General features: G+C 73.1%; 15 protein-coding genes and 1 pseudogene. 8 read left to right on the forward strand and 8 right to left on the reverse strand.

The features are described 5' to 3' along the window. Positions 1-42: 42 nt before the first annotated feature. Positions 43-1,239, reverse strand: a pseudogene (locus O7623_RS16560) (PspC domain-containing protein); the annotation flags it as partial. A gap of 190 nt (positions 1,240-1,429) precedes the next feature. Between O7623_RS16560 and O7623_RS16565 the strand changes: the two are divergent. The 3 genes from O7623_RS16565 (at position 1,430) to O7623_RS16575 (ending at position 4,639) form a co-directional block, all read left to right on the forward strand. Continuing rightward, a complete protein-coding gene (locus tag O7623_RS16565; protein ID WP_282223950.1) occupies positions 1,430-2,959 on the forward strand; it encodes a PspC domain-containing protein in 1,530 nt (509 codons plus the stop codon). Next, positions 2,956-3,315: a hypothetical protein gene (locus O7623_RS16570; protein WP_282223951.1), complete on the forward strand. Its 360-nt coding sequence runs from the start codon at positions 2,956-2,958 to the stop codon at positions 3,313-3,315. Before O7623_RS16565 ends, O7623_RS16570 begins: the two co-directional genes overlap by 4 nt. A 79-nt stretch (positions 3,316-3,394) precedes the next feature. Next, the gene (locus tag O7623_RS16575) at positions 3,395-4,639 is read left to right on the forward strand and encodes a phosphatidylserine decarboxylase (protein WP_282223952.1); all 1,245 of its coding nucleotides are present in this window, start codon (positions 3,395-3,397) and stop codon (positions 4,637-4,639) included. Between the two features lie 86 nt (positions 4,640-4,725). Here the strand turns inward: O7623_RS16575 and O7623_RS16580 are convergent, their stop codons facing one another. From O7623_RS16580 to O7623_RS16590, 3 genes are all read right to left on the reverse strand, one after another. Continuing rightward, a complete protein-coding gene (locus tag O7623_RS16580; protein WP_282229437.1) occupies positions 4,726-5,685 on the reverse strand; it encodes a CDP-alcohol phosphatidyltransferase family protein in 960 nt (319 codons plus the stop codon). A gap of 264 nt (positions 5,686-5,949) precedes the next feature. Then, the gene (locus O7623_RS16585; RefSeq protein ID WP_282223953.1) at positions 5,950-6,915 is read right to left on the reverse strand and encodes an NUDIX domain-containing protein; all 966 of its coding nucleotides are present in this window, start codon (positions 6,913-6,915) and stop codon (positions 5,950-5,952) included. Beyond that, positions 6,908-7,855: an NUDIX domain-containing protein gene (locus O7623_RS16590; RefSeq protein WP_282223954.1), complete on the reverse strand. Its 948-nt coding sequence runs from the start codon at positions 7,853-7,855 to the stop codon at positions 6,908-6,910. The genes O7623_RS16585 and O7623_RS16590 overlap by 8 nt, the downstream gene beginning before the upstream one ends. A 169-nt stretch (positions 7,856-8,024) precedes the next feature. On the opposite strand from O7623_RS16590, the gene O7623_RS16595 reads away from it, so the two are divergent. Then, positions 8,025-8,330: a PspC domain-containing protein gene (locus tag O7623_RS16595; protein ID WP_282223955.1), complete on the forward strand. Its 306-nt coding sequence runs from the start codon at positions 8,025-8,027 to the stop codon at positions 8,328-8,330. Positions 8,331-8,339: 9 nt separating this feature from the next. On the opposite strand, the gene guaA is transcribed toward O7623_RS16595, so the two are convergent. Both guaA and O7623_RS16605 read right to left on the reverse strand, forming a co-directional pair. Then, positions 8,340-9,893 carry a glutamine-hydrolyzing GMP synthase gene (gene guaA, locus O7623_RS16600; RefSeq protein ID WP_282223956.1) on the reverse strand — a complete coding sequence of 518 codons (1,554 nt, stop codon included), beginning with the start codon at positions 9,891-9,893 and terminating at the stop codon, positions 8,340-8,342. Between the two features lie 10 nt (positions 9,894-9,903). After that, the gene (locus O7623_RS16605; RefSeq protein ID WP_282223957.1) at positions 9,904-11,559 is read right to left on the reverse strand and encodes a GMC family oxidoreductase; all 1,656 of its coding nucleotides are present in this window, start codon (positions 11,557-11,559) and stop codon (positions 9,904-9,906) included. Positions 11,560-11,614: 55 nt separating this feature from the next. On the opposite strand from O7623_RS16605, the gene O7623_RS16610 reads away from it, so the two are divergent. Further along, positions 11,615-12,217: a YdeI/OmpD-associated family protein gene (locus O7623_RS16610; protein ID WP_282223958.1), complete on the forward strand. Its 603-nt coding sequence runs from the start codon at positions 11,615-11,617 to the stop codon at positions 12,215-12,217. A 328-nt stretch (positions 12,218-12,545) separates the two neighbouring features. On the opposite strand, the gene O7623_RS16615 is transcribed toward O7623_RS16610, so the two are convergent. Further along, complete coding sequence (locus O7623_RS16615; protein ID WP_282223959.1) at positions 12,546-13,148, reverse strand: DUF4291 domain-containing protein; 603 nt, start codon at positions 13,146-13,148, stop codon at positions 12,546-12,548. Between the two features lie 249 nt (positions 13,149-13,397). Here O7623_RS16615 and O7623_RS16620 point away from each other — a divergent pair, with 249 nt between their 5' ends. Genes O7623_RS16620 through O7623_RS16630 form a run of 3 tightly spaced genes read left to right on the forward strand, consistent with a single transcriptional unit; the run spans position 13,398 to position 16,151 of the window. Further along, positions 13,398-13,712, forward strand: a complete 315-nt coding sequence (locus O7623_RS16620; RefSeq protein ID WP_282223960.1) for a hypothetical protein — start codon at positions 13,398-13,400, stop codon at positions 13,710-13,712. Next, the gene (locus tag O7623_RS16625) at positions 13,709-15,790 is read left to right on the forward strand and encodes a hypothetical protein (RefSeq protein WP_282223961.1); all 2,082 of its coding nucleotides are present in this window, start codon (positions 13,709-13,711) and stop codon (positions 15,788-15,790) included. Before O7623_RS16620 ends, O7623_RS16625 begins: the two co-directional genes overlap by 4 nt. Before the next feature lie 52 nt (positions 15,791-15,842). Then, complete coding sequence (locus O7623_RS16630) at positions 15,843-16,151, forward strand: hypothetical protein (RefSeq protein ID WP_282223962.1); 309 nt, start codon at positions 15,843-15,845, stop codon at positions 16,149-16,151. Between the two features lie 285 nt (positions 16,152-16,436). On the opposite strand, the gene O7623_RS16635 is transcribed toward O7623_RS16630, so the two are convergent. Next, positions 16,437-17,816 (reverse strand): M1 family metallopeptidase, encoded by a 1,380-nt coding sequence (locus O7623_RS16635; RefSeq protein WP_282229438.1) that lies wholly within the window; start codon positions 17,814-17,816, stop codon positions 16,437-16,439. Positions 17,817-17,835 lie beyond the last annotated feature (19 nt).

Consider the following 17,835-nt stretch of genomic DNA (forward strand, 5'->3'; position numbering starts at 1 on the left):
CCCGTTCGCCCGCACTCCGGCCGCCGGCCGGGTCTCCGGGCCGACCGGGAGGGTCAGCCGGACCTCGGTGCCCTCCCCCGGCGTGCTGATGATCTCCGCCCGCCCGCCGTGTCGACGCATCCGCCCGACGATCGAGCCGCGCACGCCGTGCCGATGGTCCTCGACCTGCGCCGGGTCGAAGCCGGCACCCCGGTCCCGGACGAAGACGCTGAGCTGCTCGGGTTCGGCCTCGGCGTACAGCGAGACGGTCTGCACCCCGGCGTGCCGGGCAGCGTTGACAAGGGCCTCCCTCGTCGCCGCGACCAGGGCGCCGACCCGCTCGTCGGTGCCCCGGTCACCGACCACCACCGCTTCGACGCTGAGCCCGTAGGTGTCCTCGACCTCGGCCGCCGCCTGCTCCAACGCGGCCGCGAACCGTTCCGTCGGCGACGCCGTCGGCTTGTACAGCCAGTTGCGCAGCGACCGTTCCTGACCACGGGCCAGCCGCTGCACGGCCTTCGGGTCGGCGGCGTTGCGCTGGATCAACGCCAGGGTGTGCAGCACCTGATCGTGGATCATCGCGGCCAGCTCGGCCCGTTCCTGCTCACGGACCCGACCCTCGCGTTCGGCCCGCAGCTGGTTGAAGGTCCGCCACAGCACCGGCGCGGTCACCACCCCGACCCCGGCCAGCCCTACCAGAGCGAAGATCACCCCGTTGAGTACGGCGGCGGAGTTGCCCTGCGGCGTGTACACCGCCGCCACCCCGATCACGCCGACCGCGACGAGTAGCCCGCCGCCGATGAACCGCAGCAGGAACGCCCGCCGGTCGCTCTCCTCGACGACCGCCCCGAGCCAGGGCACCTGCGGCAGCGTCTCGCTCCACGCCCGCCGCCGCTCCGGCGCGGCGTCGTGCCAGATCACGCCGGCCCCGACCGCGACGATCGCGACCAGCCATCCGGCGGTGGTGCCGATCCCGCTGGAGGCGAAGACCAACGCCTGGATCAGGATGACGCCGAGGCCGATCGCGACGAACGGCAACAGCTCGACCAGGTCACGTCGGCGCGGCTGACCGTTGCTGGCCGGCGGGACGACGGCCCAGAACGCCGCGTAGAGCAGCACCCCGAGCCCGCTGAAGCCGATCAGCACGACGAACGCCGCCCGGACACCGACCAGTGGCAGGCGCAGATGCTGCGCGATACCAGCGGCCACCCCGGCCACCACCCGCTGCTCACGGGAGCGGTACAGCCGTGGTGGCTCGATCGCGGTGGTGATCTCGGCCTCCCGGGACGGCACGGACGCCGACGCGGCGGCGGCGGCGCTTCGATCGTCACACGTCGGACACCGCCCGGACCACGGGGACGTCCCGGAGACCCGGTGGCATCGGATCTCAGGGTGCGCTCAGGGTCGAATCCCGAGGCATGCCGGGCGGCCGGACCCGCAGGATCACGGTATGACCGACGACCCGACCACGCCGCGCGGTCCGGTGCCGCCACCCGGCCCGCCGCCCGCCAGTGACCCGCCGGCGGCCGAGCCCTCGGCCGCCGGGCCGCTGCCCGAACAGCCGCCGTCCGCCGAACAGCCGCCGTCCGACGAACAGCCGCCGTCCGACGACCCGCCACGGGGCGAGCCGTCGGCCGCCGGGTCGCCCGGTGGGGGGTCGGCGTGGGGTCCGCCGCCCGGGGCCTTCACCCAGCGGTACGGGCTCGTCCGGCCACGGCAGGGCCGTTACCTGGCCGGAGTGTGCGGGGCGATCGGGCGGGCCACCAACACCGACCCCGTCCTGTGGCGGGTGCTGCTGGCCGTCCTCGGCTTCTTCGGCGGCATCGGCATCCTGGTCTACCTGGTGGTCTGGCTCGGCACGCCGAGCGAAGGGGACAGCACCTCCCCGGTGGAGGGGCTGCTGGGCCGGGGCCGGTCGAGCATGTCGCCGGTCACCGTACTGGTCCTCGGCATCCTGGCCGCGGTGATGTTCGCCTTCATCGTCACCGACGGGTTCCGCGCCGTGCTGCTCGGCTCGGCGGTGCTGATCGGTGGAGTGCTGCTGCTCAACCGCAGTGCCCACCAGGGCGGCCCGGCGCCGGCCCCGTACCCCGGTGGGGCCCCCGACCCGGCCCGCCAGGGACCGATGGCCGCGGCCACCACCCCGTACCCCCCGTCGGGTTTCCCGGCCGCGGCGCCCTACCCGACGTCCTACCCGGTGCCGGCGGCCCCGGCGCCGGCCTATCCGTCGGCGCCCGGCGGGGCCGCCGCCGCGCCCACCGCCGGCTACCGGGCTCCGTTCGCCCCCTACGGGCCGTACGCGACCCGCCCGTCGCCGTACGGACCGGTGCCGCCGCCGGCACCGCCACCACCACCGGTGCCGCCACCACCACCGAAGGAGCGGTCCCGACTCGGCACCGTCACCTTCTCGATGATCTTCGTGGTGCTGGGCGTCGTCGCCGTGATCGACCTCACCGACGCGGCCGCGACACCCCCGTCGGCCTACTTCGCGGCGGTCCTGGCCACGATCGCGGTCGGTCTGCTGGTCGGCGCCTGGTTCGGCCGGGCCCGGTGGCTGATCGCACTGGGGCTGGTGGCCAGCGCCGCAGTCGGCATCTCCAGCCTGGCCGAGTCGGTCACCGCGACCGAGTCCCAGGCGGTGTACTGGCAGCCCGCCAACTACGACCAGCTGGCCTACCGGTACGAGACGACGTTCGGCGACGCCGTTCTCGACCTGCGCGACGTCGACTTCGCCGACCGGCAGACGGAGGTGACGGTGACACTCGGGCTCGGCACGCTGCTGGTGCAGCTGCCGCCGGAGGTGGACGTCCGGGCCGAGGCCGACGTGAAGGCAGGTGAGGCCGTGGTGCTCGGCCAGCGGTGGAGCGGATTCGACCAGTCCCCCCGGGTGATCTCCGATCTCGGCGACGACGGCGCCGGCGGCGGCGAACTCACCCTGCGTGTCAAGGTAGCGGCCGGCGACCTGGAGGTGGTCCGATGAAACGGCACCGTACCGATGTGGTGTCCCTCACCTTCGGGCTGATCTTCAGCCTGATCGCCGGATGGTGGTTGGTCTCCCGCATGGCCGACGTCCCGCTCCCACAGGTCGGCTGGGTGGTCGCCGGCGGTCTGATCCTGATCGGCGTCCTCGGTCTGGTCGGCGCGCTGCGCTCGGGCCGGGGCGACCGCTCGGACACACAACGGACCGACACCGCACCGACCGGCGTACCGTCCACCGACGCACCGCCGGTCGACGCACCACCGGTCGGCATGCGGACCGACCCGCGGACCGGGGACGACAGCGATGCGCCGACCCTGACCGAGCTGAGCGACCTGCCCGGTCCGCCACGCGGTTGACGGCCGCTGCGGGGTGCCGGGCCGGCACCTATGCTGGGCTTCGCGCCCCGCCATCACCGCCGCAAGGAGCCCGCCCGACATGTCTGACGCCCCTGCCCCGTCCGCTGCCGCCGCTGTCGGCATCGGTGACCGCGCCGCCCGGGCACTCACCGCCGAACTGGCCCGGGACAACGCGGAGAAGCACGCGCTGCTGGTGGACGCGACAGCCGGATCCGCCGTACTCGGTGCCGCGATCGACGCGCTGCTGCCCGGCGACACCCTCACCGTGGTGCCGGCCGACGCCGGGCAGGCGGCCCGACTGCGTACGGAGATCGCCGCGCACGGCCGCTGGGTCGCCGACCGGGTCCGGGTGGTGGACTCGCTGTCCGCCGCCGACCCGGCCGAGCTCCTGATCGTCGGGTCGGTCCTGACCGGCACCGGCGACGAGGCCCGGGCGGCCGTCGACGGGTACACCAAGTACCTGGCCGACGGCGGCGTGCTGGCGGTGGCGGCACCCGCGCTGCCCGGTGGCTCCGCCGGTGCCGCCGCCGAGCTGGACCGGCAGGCCGCGCTGTTCGGCAGCGGCAGTGACCTGGTGCTGCGCAACGCCCCGCCGCTGCGGGTCCACCGGCTGCGCTTCGCGGCCGCTCCGGCCGCGCGGGCCGACCGGCTGGGGCCGCTGTACCGGACCAGCAGTGTGCCACTGACCCGCGACATGCACATCGATTCCAACGGTGTCGCGGCCGCCGCGATCGCCCTCGGGTTGGCCGCCGCCACCCGGCTGGCCCGGCCGAAGAGCCGGCTGTGGCTGCTGCCGGCCCTGGCGGCGGCCCCGGTCGCCGCGTTCTTCCGCGACCCGCAGCGGGACGTGCCGCAGGACCCGGCGGCGGTGGTAGCTGCCAGCGACGGCCGGGTGCTGTCGGTCGAGCGGGTCCGCGACGAGCGACTGGGCGCGACCGAGTTCCTCCGGATCGCGGTCTTCCTGTCGGTGCTGGACGTACACGTCAACCGGGCCCCGGTGGCCGGACGGGTGGTCGACCACTTCGTCGTCGACGGCGGGTTCGCCGCCGCGATGAAGCCGGCGGCCGAGCACAACGTGGCGGCGTACACGGTGCTGGAGACCTCGCACGGCCGGGTGGTCGTCGCGCAGCGGACCGGGATGGTGGCACGGCGGATCGTGCACCGGGCCCCGGTCGGCGCGCTGCTGGCCAAGGGCGAGCGGTTCGGGCTGATCCGGTTCGGCTCGCGCACCGACGTCTACCTGCCGGCGGAGTCCGTCGACGCCCTGGTCGGCCCGGGTGACCGGGTCGCCGGTGGTGCCTCGGTCATCGCCCGCTGGCGCTGACCGGGGCACGCGCGGCTCCTGTTGGCGCTGACCGGGGCACGCGCGGCTCCTGTTGGCGCTGACCGGGGCACGCACCGGTCAGCCGCTCAGATCGCCCGGCGGCGGTGCAGCCAGAGCAGCGGCCCGCTGCCGAGGTACGCGAGCACGATCAGCCCGAAGGTCAACCGTACGTCGATCAGCGCACCGACCACCGGCACCGCCCACACCCACGGCGGCAGCTTCAACAGCCGGGCGAGTTTGACGTACGGGAAGCTGGAGACCATCGCGAAGGCCAGCAACGCGACGACGGCGAGCTGGGCGTCGCCGGGCATCGGCACGTCGATCAGTACGCCGATGCCGAGCACGGCGGCGGCCAGGGTGGTCGGGATGCCGGTGAAGAATCCGCCGTCCTTGGCGCAGACGTTGAACCGGGCGAGGCGGATCGCGGCGCAGGAGGCGACGAGCGCGCAAGCGACGGCGGCCGCCGGCGTGGCGACCGTACCGGCCAGCGAGGCGTAGACGACCACCGGAGCGGCCAGGCCGAACGAGCACATGTCGGCCAGCGAGTCCATCTGCGCACCGAACGGGCTGGCGACGCCGAGGCGGCGGGCCAGCGCCCCGTCGAGTCCGTCGAAGACGACACACGCGACGAGGCAGAAGGCGGCCAGCCGGATGTCGCCCTCCATCGCCAGGAAGATCGCGGCGAGGCCGAGCGTCAGGCTGGTCAGGGTGGTCGCGTTGACCAGCACGAAACTGGCCCGCCGGGCCAGGGTCGGGTCTCCGGGCAGCAGTGGTACCGCGACCGTCGTACCGTCGACTCCGTCGACGGACCGGGTCGCGGGGCGCAGCGTCGCATCCGGTGGGCCCGCCGGTCCGACCGCCGGGCTCACCGGGACGACCGCCGGGCTCACCGGGGCGATCGCGGCGATCTCCGCCGCCGTCAACGGGTCGACGTCGAGCCAGCCGCCCGACTCCCCCACCGGCCTGGTCGACCGATGGGCGTCCCGGCCGCGCCGGCCGACCCGGACCAGGAGCACCTGTCGGGCGAAGGTGCCGCTGCGACGCAGCGGTCCGGCCCATCGACGTCCTGCCGGTCGAGGACTGTCGGTCGTACGCCGCCGCCGCCACGGGGCACTCGCCACGGATCCCTCCATCATCGGTCGGTCGTGCGTCGCGGTCGCGACGGACGCCCGATTATGCGGCCTACACCATTGCACAGCCGACGCGGGTTGGCGAGAGATCAGTCTGGAGCATACCGATTCGTCCTGGGTAAACCGGACATCCGCTCGCGTTTTCGCTAGCTGACGCAAGCACCCTCGGCCTACCGACGGTCACCGTCCGTCGTACGCCGTCAGACCCCGTACCGCCTCGGCGGCGAGCGTGGTCAGCGGCAGCGTCGTCACCTCGACCGGGGTGAACCATCCGGCCGCGCCGGTCGAACCACCAGCGGCCTCGGTGACCCGCGCGGCGCTCGGCCGCTGCACCGACACCCGGTAGAGCACCTGCACCACGTGCCAGTCCACCGGATGGCCCTCCGGCCCGAGCGCGGCCGGATCATGGTGGTGCCGGACGGCCAGCAGCGCACCGACCCGCCCGTGCTGCCCGCTCTCCTCGACGATCTCCCGGGCCAGCCCGTCGGCCGGCTGCTCGCCGAAGTCGGTGCCGCCGCCGGGCAGATGCCACCGGCCGGCGCCGGGGTAACCGGGGGCGGTCCGGGTCAGCAGGAGTCGGCCGGCCGGATCGGTCACCACGCCGTACGCACCGAACCGCTGGTGTCTGCGGCGCCGGGCGTCGGGGTCACCGGCCGCCGGCTGCGGGGCCGCCGCCAGCGCCGGCAGGTCCCGCCGCGGCAGGTCGAGCAGCCGGGCGCACCAGGGCAGCACCGGGACCTTCCGCACCCGCGGGTCGGGCAGGAAGGCGACCCGGTCGGTGCCTCCGGCCGGCTCGGCCCGCGGCGGCGCGTCGTCGACCTCGATCCGGTAGACGATCCGGTCGGTGTGCCGCAGCCGGCCGGTACCCGGATCCGGCCCGACGTCCGCGCTGACGGTGACCAGGTCGACGATCCGGGCGGTCAGCCCGGTCTCCTCGGCGAACTCGCGGACGACGGCGGCCGCCGGATCCTCACCCTGCCGTACGCCGCCGCCGGGAATCTGCCACCAGCCCGGCACCCCGGTTCGTGCCGAGGCGCGGACCATCAGCAGCTGCCCGGCGGCGTCATGGCACACGCCGTACGCCCCGATCCGCCGCTCCCGGCCGGGACCGGCAACGACGACGCGGCCGGTTGCCCCTTCAGACAAGTCGGGCAGCGCCGACCGCCTCCGCGGTCACCTCGGTGAGCTCCGCCGGCGGCATGGCGGCCAGGTCGGCGGGGGCGAACCAGCGGGCCTCGGACGTCGACCCACCGACGTCGGCGACGATCGGCAGGGTCGGCCGGTCGACCGCGACCTCGTAGAAGGCCCGTACGCCGTGCCAGTCGATCGGGTAGCCCTCGGGGCCGAGCGAGGCGGCGTCGCGGTGGCTGGCCACCCCGAGCAGCCGGATCAGCCGGCCCCGCTGGCCGGTCTCCTCGACGAGCTCCCGGATCAGCGCGGTGCCGGGCTGCTCCCCGTAGTCGGTGCCGCCGCCGGGCAGGTGCCAGCGGCCGGCACCGGGGTAACCGGGGGCGATCCGGGTCAGCAGCACCCGCCGGGCCGGGTCGGTGGCGACCGCGTACGCGGCGAACCGTTGCGCCCGGTGCAGCCCGTCCGGGCCCGGTACGGCGTAGAACGACGGGAAGTCCGGCGCGGTGTCCGGCCGCAGGTCGATGGTGTCCGGCGGCAGACCGAGGGCGCTGGCCGTGAACGGCCGCAGCGGCAGCTGCTTGGCGTCGTCCAGGCTGCACCAGCGGGCCAGGTCGGTGGGCTGGTTGATCCGGTGGCAGAGCTGTCCACCCCGTACGGCGGCCTCGTAGATCAGCCGGTCGGTGTGGAGCGTGATGCCGCGCCGGGGCAGCGAGCGCATGTCGGCGAGCACGTCACGCAGTCCGGTGACCGCGACCGAAATTCCGGTTTCGGCGGCGGTTTCCCGAACGACGGTGTTGTAGGGGTCCTCCCCGTGGTCCACGGCCCCACCGGGCAGCGACCACACCCCGGGCGTACCGGAGCGCGGAGAGGCTCGGACCAGGAGAAACCGGTCCTCCGAGTCGACACAGACAGCGTATGCCGCGATCCGGCGCAGCGGCTCCAGGGCGGGGGTCACGAGTCCGAATTCTGCCCGTCGGTGGACGCTCGCCGGGAAAAACTGTCAGATTGGCGACAGTATTCTAGGTAACTACTTGACTACCTAGAGCCGCAATCCGGGGCAGATCAGGGTAATGATCCGGGCGGTCACCGAGGTCGCCGAGGGCCGGCACGCGGACCGTCGAAGCATGACGACACACGACACCGGCGCAGCTCAGGCCCCGTACAAGCAGCTTCGGCGACCCACCACTGACCGCATGATCGCCGGGGTGGCCAGCGGGCTCGGCCGCTACTTCGGCACCGACCCGACCCTGGTCCGGGTGATCTTCGCGGTGGCCACCGTGCTGACCGGCGGCCTGGCCGCGCTCACCTACCCGGTGATCTGGTTCCTGATGCCGCAGGAGCCGCCGAACGCGCCGGCCTGGCCCGACAGCACCGGGACCCCGCCCGGTGCCGCGCCGGCCCGGCCCCACCCGGCCGCTCCCGCCGACTGACCGGTCAGCTCACTCCCACTCGATGGTGCCCGGCGGCTTGCTGGTCACGTCCAGCACCACCCGGTTCACTTCGGACACCTCGTTGGTGATCCGGGTGGAGATCCGGCCGATCACGTCGTACGGCAGCCGCGACCAGTCGGCGGTCATCGCGTCCTCGCTGGACACCGGGCGCAGCACCACCGGGTGGCCGTAGGTACGCCCGTCGCCCTGCACCCCGACGCTGCGGACGTCGGCCAGCAGCACCACCGGGAACTGCCACACGTCGCGGTCCAGCCCGGCGGCGGTCAGCTCCTCGCGGGCGATCAGGTCGGCGGCGCGCAGCAGGTCAAGGCGCTGCCGGTCGACCGCCCCGATGATCCGGATCGCCAGACCCGGGCCGGGGAACGGGTGCCGCCAGACCATCGCCTCCGGCAGCCCGAGCTGCAGGCCGAGCGCCCGTACCTCGTCCTTGAACAGCGTGCGCAGCGGCTCGACCAGGGCGAACTGCAGATCCTCCGGCAGCCCGCCGACGTTGTGGTGCGACTTGATGTTGGCGGTGCCGGTACCGCCACCGGACTCCACCACGTCCGGGTAGAGGGTGCCCTGCACCAGGAACTCCACGTCCCCGGCGGCGGCCACCTCGCGGGCCGCCGCCTCGAAGACCCGGATGAACTCCCGGCCGATGATCTTGCGCTTCTGCTCCGGATCGGTGACCCCGGCCAGCGCGCCGAGGAACCGGTCGGCGGCGTCGACCACCTTCAGCTTGATCCCGGTCGCGGCCACGTAGTCCGACTCGACCTGCTCGGCCTCACCGGCCCGCAGCAGCCCGTGGTCGACGAAGACACAGGTCAGCTGGTCACCGACGGCCCGGTGCACCAACGCGGCGGCGACCGCCGAGTCGACCCCGCCGGAAAGCCCGCAGATGACCTCCTTGTCGCCGACCTGCTCGCGGATCCGGGCCACCTGCTCGTCGATGATGTTCTGCGGCGTCCAGGTCGGCTCGATGCCGGCGATGTCGTACAGGAACCGGGTCAGCATCAGCTGGCCGTGCGCGGTGTGCGCCACCTCCGGGTGGAACTGCACCCCGGCCCGCCGGCCGGCGAGATCCTCGAACGCGGCGACCGGCGCCCCGGCGGACCCGGCGGTCACCACGAAACCCTCCGGGGCGGCGGTCACGCAGTCGCCGTGGCTCATCCACACCGGGATCTCGCTCGGCAACTCCCGCAGCAGCACCCCGGCGTCGGGGCGGGCGGCCAGCGGAGTGCCGCCGTACTCGCGGTTGCCGGTGTGCGCGACCGTGCCGCCGAGCGCCTGCGCCATCGCCTGGAAGCCGTAGCAGATGCCGAAGACCGGCACCCCGCCGTCGAACACCTTCGGGTCGAGCTGCGGGGCGCCGTCGGCGTAGACGCTGGCCGGGCCGCCGGAGAGGATGATCGCGGCCGGATCCTTGGCCAGCATCTCGGCCACCGGCATGTCGTGCGGGACGATCTCCGAATAGACCTTGGCCTCCCGCACCCGACGGGCGATCAGCTGGGCGTACTGGGCTCCGAAGTCGACCACCAGGACCGGGCGCGGCGTGCTCATACCCCGGAGCCTACCGACCGTCGTCGGACCGCCCCGACGACGGTGCAGGTCGACGGTCCGGCTCACCCTTGACCGGCCAGTGGGCCATCGCCCGCTCGGCGAGCGCGACGATGGTCAGCGACGGATTCACCCCCAGGTTCGCCGGCACCGCCGCGCCGTCGACCACGTGCAGGCCCGGACAACCGAAAACCCGGTGGTACGGGTCGACGACGCCGTCCGCGCTGGTGGCCCCGATCACCGCCCCGCCCAGGATGTGCGCGGTCATCGGCACGTCGAACGGCTCGGTGAGCGCCCCGCCCGGGATGCCGCCGATCTCGTCGGCGAGCAGCCGCACCGCCCGGTGACCGGCCGGGATCCAGCTCGGGTTGGGCTCGCCGTGCCCGTGCCCGGCGACCAGCCGGCCCCGACGGTGGTACGTGGTCAGCGAATTGTCCACCGACTGCATCACCAACGCCACGATGGTCCGCCGCGACCAGTCCCGGACCGACAGCAGCCGCAGTGTCTCCCGGGGCCGGCCGACCAGCGCGGCCAGCCAGCGGCGCACCCGGCGCGGCCCGCCGGCCACCAGCGCCGACTGCAGCAGCCCCATCAGGTTGGCGCCGTGACCGTAGCGGACCGGCTCGATGTGGGTGCCCGGCTCCGGGTGGAACGAGCTGGTGATCGCCACACCGTCGGTGAAGTCGAGGTCGCGGCGGCGGGCGGCCCGGCGGGGCACCGCCGCGCCGAGGATCGCCTCCGAGTTGGTCCGGGTGAGCGCCCCGATCCGGGCGGAGATCGCCGGCAGCGCGCCGGTGACGCGGGCGGCGTGCAGCAGCCGTTGGGTGCCGAGCGCCCCGGCGGCGAGCACCACCTGGTCGGCGGCGATCGTCTCCCGGCCGCCGACCCAGGCACCGGTACGCCGTACGTCGACCAGGTAGCCGGCACCGCCCGGACCCGGCCGCAGCCCGACGACCGTGGTCAACGCCCGCACCTGGGCTCCGGCCCGTTCGGCGAACCACAGGTAGTTCTTCGGCAGCGAGTTCTTGGCACCGACCCGGCAGCCGGTCATGCAGGCCCCGCAGTGCGTGCAGCCGACCCGGTCCGGCCCGGCCCCGCCGAAGTACGGGTCGACGACCTGCTCGCCGGGTGGGCCGAGGTAGACGGCGACGGGTGTCGGCCGGAACGTGTCGCCGACACCCATCCGGTCGGCGACCGCCCGCATCGCCTCGTCGGCGGCGGTGGTCCGCGGATAGTCGACGACGCCGAGCATCTGTTTGGCGCGGGCGTAGTGCGGGGCGAGTTCGGCCCGCCAGTCGGTGATGCCCGCCCATTGCGGATCGGCGTAGAAGTCGGCCGGCGGCTCGTAGAGCGTGTTCGCGTAGACCAGCGACCCGCCGCCGACGCCGGCCCCGGACAGCACCAGGACCCCGGACCGGGTACCGCTGCCTCGACCAGCCGCCGCGCTCTTGCCGGCGGGGCGCAGCAGGGTGATCCGCTGGATGCCGTAGCAGCCGAGCGCCGGCGCCCACAGGAACCGGCGGACCCGCCAGGAGGTACGCGGCAACTCGTGGTCGGCGAAGCGGCGGCCGGCTTCCAGCACCAGGACCGAGTAGCCCTTCTCGGCGAGCCGCAGCGCGGCGACGCTGCCGCCGAATCCGGACCCGATCACGACCACGTCGTACCGCATCCCGCCATCATCACCGGCACGCCACCAGCCGTGGCGTACGGGCTAGCCTGCCGGCATGGGGAGCACCGAACTGGACGAGCTGATCGTCGCCGACGCCGAGGAGTTGCGCGCATGGCTGTCGGTCAACCACGCCACGTCGCCCGGAGTCTGGCTCGCCCTGACCCGCAAGGGCGGCACGGTCACCACGCTGACCTGGCAGCAGGCGGTCGACGAAGCGCTCTGCTTCGGCTGGATCGACGGACAGGCCCGCAAGCGCGACGAACAGACCTCCTGGATCCGGTACACCCCGCGACGCGCACGCAGTTCCTGGTCACAGCGCAACGTCGCTCACGTGGCCCGGCTGGAGGCGCAGGGGCTGATGATGCCGGCCGGCCGCGCCGTGGTGGAGGCGGCGAAGGCGGACGGACGGTGGGCGGCCGCCTACGCGCCGCCCTCGGAAGCCCAGGTGCCGGCCGATCTGCTCGCCGCGATCGCCGCCGACCCCGACGCCCAGGCCATGTTCGACGTCCTCACCAGCACCAATCGCTTCGCACTCATCCACCGGGTGAACGGCGTCAAACGGGCAGAGACCCGCGAACGGAAGATCCGCGAGTTCGTCGCCATGCTGGCCCGGCACGAGACGATCTACCCGCAGAAGGCGAAACCGCCCACGTTGTAGCGCATGGTCACCAGCGTTCCACCAGGTGTTCGCGGCCGTCGAGCCACAGCGCGGCGAACCGACCCTCGGCGATCACTCGTCGTGCCCGCAGATGCCAGTCACCGGGACATTCGATGTCGAATCACAGAAAGGCATCCTTGCCGCGACCGCGCTCCCGGGTCTGCGGCAGTTCGAAGACCACGTCGTCGGCGAGCAGGGCCGCGAACCCTGGCCAGTCCCGACGCTCCAGGGAGCTCCCAGCACATGGCCACGATCGTTCCAGCCGTACGTGTCCTGACAAGACCTTGCTTCCCGCAAGTTGGACGGCCGCCTTGCTCGCCGCCCCGGGCTACGTCGTGGTGGCGCCGATGGTCGCCCCGATCGCGACGGGCAGCGGGTACGGCCGCTCGGCGGGCAACAGGTCGGGCGGGACTGGCCCGTCGCTGGCGGCAAGCTGGCCTCGGATCGCGTGCGCCTGGTCGGTCACGTCGCTGATGCCGACGATCCACTCGTCGACGTACCGGTCGACGACCTGGCCGGACAGGCCTACCTGCAGCGACCGGTACGGCAGCGGGCCGAGCGACGGCGACCGCTCCGGGTCCCACTGGACTCTGACCTGGCTGGTTCTTACCAGTCGCGCCCAGGTGGTTCGGTCCGGATACAGGTCACGGTCGTAGTGGCTCAGGCACGCCTGGGCGAGCGCCGCGTCGAATCCACCGCGGAGGATCCTGACCGCCAGCACCCGCTCCTGACCGGGCTTGGACGCCCAGCCGCTGCGGTACATCATCCACAGGAACGACGGTTTGATCCAGGTCATCCGCTCGCGCTTGAACGGCGGCACGAACCGTCCGGCGGCCACCGCCGGGGCGGCGATCTCCGGCGTGTACGCCTGGTAGACGGTGACGGTCTGCTCGTCGAACGCGGCCCGGATCTGGCGGTACGGAACACTCACGCGCCCGATCGTGCCGGACGTGCCGGGCCGACCTCCACAGGATCTACTCGCTGGCTTCTCCGACGGCTGCGGGGCCGCCACCGGCGTGATGCCGGACATGGGGACGCTCTCGGCCCGGCGCAACCAACCACCTCCGCCTCGCGCTGCCGGATCAGGTCGGACCGTCGACCCGATCATTCGATCGCACGACACCACCAGCACGAGTACGCTCAGTAACGAGATTCGGCAGCCTCACGACGAGGAGGCAGCATGTCCATGTCACGCGAACAGTGGCTGGCGACCCAGGCGGCCAGCCGACAGACCCGGTCACGACCGACAGTTCACCGCTGCGGGCTGGTGGCCCGGCCGGACGGGCGGTTCGACGTACGGATCGAAGGGACCGACCTGCGCACCGGCGCCGTCCCGCCACTGATCCACATCGGTGGCCGACCGGCGCGGCGGATCGAGAGCCACGGTGGCACCGTCCTGCGTGCCGTGGTCGATCGCGGCGAACCCGGCGACGAGGTGACCATCGACCTCGGGCCGGCCGGCACGGTGCGGGCGACGGTCGGGCGGGTGTCATGAGTGTCCACCCACCACGCGTCCTCGCTCCGGTCGCTACCGGCGACGGCGTCGTCTGGGTCAGCGGGACCACCCCCGGCGCGACCGTCACGATCCGACAGGGCAGTGTCGAACGGGGACGCCGACAGGCCACCGGCCCGGTGACCCCGGTCGGCGTCACCGGGATCACCGGCGACCCGGTCGAGGCCGTCGCGCACCTCGACGCGCAGAGCGCCACCAGCGCCGCGGTCACCCCGGTGCGAGATCCCGGGGAGGCCGGCGAGTTTCCGGGTGCGGCTGTCCGCGACGTCGACTACGGCAGCTTCCCGGTACCGACGCATGACACTCCGCAGGGCACCGACGGCGGGTTCGCGGCCCCGCTGCGCGGCCGGGTGTGGCTGCCCGCCGACAGTGCCGGGCAGGTGCCGGGCGGGCTGGGCCGCCGGCCGCTGGTGGTCATCGCGCACGGCTACTGGGGGAATCCGCTGGAGGACGTCGAAAGCCTCAAGGGGTACGCGTGGCTGGCCGGGCATCTGGCCCGCTGGGGCATGGTGGCCTGCTCGATCGACCTGTCCACGGTCAACCGCGAGACGGCGATGGCGACCCAGCAGTGGTCCCGTGGCGAAGTGATCATGGCGATGCTCGACCGGCTGACCACCGACGACGACCTGGCCGGGTACGTCGACCGGGGCCGGGTCGGGCTGGTCGGCCATTCCATGGGCGGCGAAGGTGTCGTGCTCGCCCAGGCGATCAACCGCACCCGCCGGCCCCGGTACGGCATCCTCGGACTGGTCAGCATCGCCCCGACCAACCACCGGCCGGACGTCGCCGCCACCCACACCGCGTACCTGCAACTGCACGGCAGTCTGGACTACCTTCTGCAGGATCCGAGGTACGTCACCGGACCGGCGCCCCGCTTCGGCGGGTTCCGGCTCCACGACCGGGCCTGGCGGCCCCGCAGCCTCGCCTTCATCGACGGTGCCCGGCACGAGGGCTGGAACCCGATCTGGCTGGCCAGCCCGAACAGCCTGGAGCCGGAACCGGATCCAGCGCTGCCGGTGCTGCCCGCCGACCGGCAGCGACGCATCGGGCAGGCGCTGGTCACGGCGTTCCTGCTCGACGTGCTGACCGGACGGGAAGACTACCGCGGCTACCTCGCCGGCCCGGTGCTGCCCCGGGTGGTCGGCGCCACGGTGGTGCGCCGCCAGCACCAGTCGCCGTCGGTCACCGTGATCGACGACTTCGGTGACGCCGACGCCCAGCTCGACCTGCCGGCCGAGGAACCGGCCGACAAGACCGTCAACCGACGTGGCCTGGCCGCCCGCACCACCGGCGAGGGCATCGACCGGTGGGTGGACGTCGACCACCGTACGGACCTGCCGCTGAGCGTGCACGGCACGCGCGGGCTGGACGTCGCCTGGCGCAACGACACCACCAGCTACGAGACCAACCTGGACGCGGTGAGCGTCGCGCCGTCGGACACGCTGTCGATGCGGCTGGCCCTGCACTACGACGAGACCGACAGCGGGCTGCCCGACGAGACACACAACCCGGTCGGCGAAGACCTCGACGTCGTCGTGGAACTCGACGACGGAACCGAACGGGCAGCGGTCCCGCTGTCCGTGACCGGCCAGGTGGTGCGCTACCCGCTGGCCGGACCACAGACCTACAGCGTGTTCCAGACGGTACGGCTACCGGTCGACGCCTTCACCGCGACCAATCCGGACCTGGACGTCACCGCGCTGAAACGGATCCGGCTGGTCTTCTCCGATCGGCCCACCGGCCGCCTGCTGGTCGACGACATCGAGTTCGAGACCGCCGCGCTCACCGCTCCGTCGGCGATCAGCATGCTGCGGGTGCACGACCTGGGCGGCGGGTACGGCCCACCGGACGACCACATCGACACCGAGGTGATCGTGCACCTGGCCGGCCGGCCGGGCGAGACGTTCGGTCTGGCGCTGCGCGCCGACGCGACGTTGCCGGCCAACTGGGGCATGTTCACCGGGCTGCGCGTCGCGCTGGTCACCGGCGGTCAGATCCAGCTCGCCTACCGGCGGGTCGGACCCACCGTACGGGAGATCGTCGCCGTCGTCCCCAACTGAGCCGTGCGACGCGGCTACCGACCCGGAACACCGAGTGAGAGGAGAAATCGCCATGGCGGTACTGCGGGCCAGCGGAAAGGTAACCTTCCTGCGGGTACACGACCTGGGCGGCGGGTACGGCCCACCGGACGACCACATCGACGGCGAGTTGGTCACCACAGTCAGCGGGGCGCCGAACCACGCCGTCGGGGCAACGTTGCGCACCGACAGCCGGCTGCCCTCGCACGAGGGGATGCTGGCGCTGCTGCGTGACGGGCTGGTGCACCGATCGACGGTGGAGACCACCATCGACTACGACCTCGACACCGCGGCCGGCCGCCGCAACGGCCGGCTGATGCGGGTGGAGCTGCGCCCGGCCTGAGGCGACGACTCCGCGCCCCAGCAAGCGCAGGCGGTGGGCCAGGCGAAGCGGGACACCTCCCACATGGAGGGTTTCGTGATCGACCCGGCGGCCGGCACCGGGCTCACCGCCGGGCGCTGACCACCCACCCGAACGTAGTGCTGCTGCCCGTCGGCTTCACCGTCGGAGCGTACGTCGACGGCAGCACGCCCGTCGGACCCGGAGACGCATCTGCCGCCGGCCCGGCTGGTGCAGGAGCATCAGGAGCAGGAGCAGGCGTCCGATCCGGACTGACCGAGGGACGAGTCAGGGTTTCGCCGGGGCGGTGTCGCCGTACAACCAGGCGTCGAAGAACTCCCGCAGCGGCTGTCCGGTGACCCGCTCGGCGACCGTGACGAACTGCTCGGTGGTGGCGTTGCCGCCCCGGTACTCGCCGGCCCAGGTGCGCAGCAGCCGGAAGAAGGCGTCGTCGCCGACGGTCCGGCGCAGCGCGTGCACCGTCATCCCGCCGCGCTTGTAGACCGCCTGACTGAAGATCCCCGCCGGGCCGGGGTCGCCGGCCGGCTTCGTCCAGTCGATCCGGTCGTACTCCCGGTCGAACATCTCGTCGGCGGTGGCGACACCGTCGTGTTCGGACCACAACCATTCGGCGTACGTCGCGAAGCCCTCGTTGAGCCACATGTCCCGCCACTGCCGCAGCGACACGCTGTTGCCGAACCACTGGTGGCCGAGCTCGTGCGCGACCACCCAGGTCTCCGGACCACGGTCGAAGAACACGTCGCCGTACACCGGCCGGGACTGCGTCTCCAGGGCGTATCGGATCCGCTCGTCGCTGACCACGATCCCGCCGTACGCGTCCACCGGGTACGGTCCGAACACCGTCTCCAGGTAGTCGGCGATCTCCCCGGTGCGAGCCATCGCCTGCTCGGCCGTACCTCCCTCGGGCAGGTCGGCGTCGACGGCGATCACCATCGGCCGGCCGGCGTGGGTGCTGGACTCCACCCGGTAGTCGCCGATCACCAGGGTGGTCAGATAGCTGGCCAGCGGGGTGGACTCCGACCAGCGCCAAGTGGTCCAGCCGTCGGCGGTGGTGGTCTCCCCCGGCGCACCGATGCTCAGCGCCGCCAACCCGTCCGGCACGGCGATTTCGAGGTCGAAGGTCGCCTTGTCCGACGGGTGGTCGTTGACCGGGAACCAGGTGCTTGCCGACTCGGGCTGACCGAGCGCGATCGCCCCGTCGTCGGTGACCTGGAAGCCGCCCTCGCCGAAGTCGCGACTGACCAACGGCTCCGGCCGGCCGCCGTAGTCGACGACGACGGTGAACGCCGACCCCTCGGGTAGCCCGGCGGCCGGGGTGACGACCAGCTCGTCGCCGTCGCGGGTGTGCTGTGCCGGCCGGCCGTCGACGTCGACCGCGGCGACGTCCAACCCGGCCAGGTCCAGGTTGAACCGGGACAGGTCCATGGTGGCGGTCGCGGTGATCGTGGCGGTGCCGTCGAGCTGACGCGCCGCCGGGTCGTAGCGCAACACCAGCTGGTAGCCGGCGACGTCGTAGCCGCCGTTGCCGTACGTCGGGAAGTAGGGGTCGCCGATCCCGGCCGCACCGGCCTGGAAGTCGGCCTGCGGGGACCGGTCGACCAGCTCCGGCAGGACCCCGCAGCCGCTGGCGGCGAGGACCGCCGCCAGCGTCGCGGCAACGACCGAC

The sequence above is a fragment of the Solwaraspora sp. WMMD791 genome, assembly GCF_029581195.1.
Lineage (GTDB): Bacteria > Actinomycetota > Actinomycetes > Mycobacteriales > Micromonosporaceae > Micromonospora_E.

Bases quoted from the DNA above. Each gene is read 5' to 3' on its own strand.
- O7623_RS16565 (WP_282223950.1), top strand. From the start codon at position 1,430: ATGACCGACGACCCGACCACGCCGCGCGGTCCGGTGCCGCCACCCGGC.
- O7623_RS16570 (WP_282223951.1), top strand. From the start codon at position 2,956: ATGAAACGGCACCGTACCGATGTGGTGTCCCTCACCTTCGGGCTGATC.
- O7623_RS16575 (WP_282223952.1), top strand. From the start codon at position 3,395: ATGTCTGACGCCCCTGCCCCGTCCGCTGCCGCCGCTGTCGGCATCGGT.
- O7623_RS16595 (WP_282223955.1), top strand. From the start codon at position 8,025: ATGACGACACACGACACCGGCGCAGCTCAGGCCCCGTACAAGCAGCTT.
- guaA (WP_282223956.1), bottom strand. From the start codon at position 9,893: ATGAGCACGCCGCGCCCGGTCCTGGTGGTCGACTTCGGAGCCCAGTAC.
- O7623_RS16605 (WP_282223957.1), bottom strand. From the start codon at position 11,559: ATGCGGTACGACGTGGTCGTGATCGGGTCCGGATTCGGCGGCAGCGTC.
- O7623_RS16610 (WP_282223958.1), top strand. From the start codon at position 11,615: ATGGGGAGCACCGAACTGGACGAGCTGATCGTCGCCGACGCCGAGGAG.
- O7623_RS16620 (WP_282223960.1), top strand. From the start codon at position 13,398: ATGTCCATGTCACGCGAACAGTGGCTGGCGACCCAGGCGGCCAGCCGA.
- O7623_RS16625 (WP_282223961.1), top strand. From the start codon at position 13,709: ATGAGTGTCCACCCACCACGCGTCCTCGCTCCGGTCGCTACCGGCGAC.
- O7623_RS16630 (WP_282223962.1), top strand. From the start codon at position 15,843: ATGGCGGTACTGCGGGCCAGCGGAAAGGTAACCTTCCTGCGGGTACAC.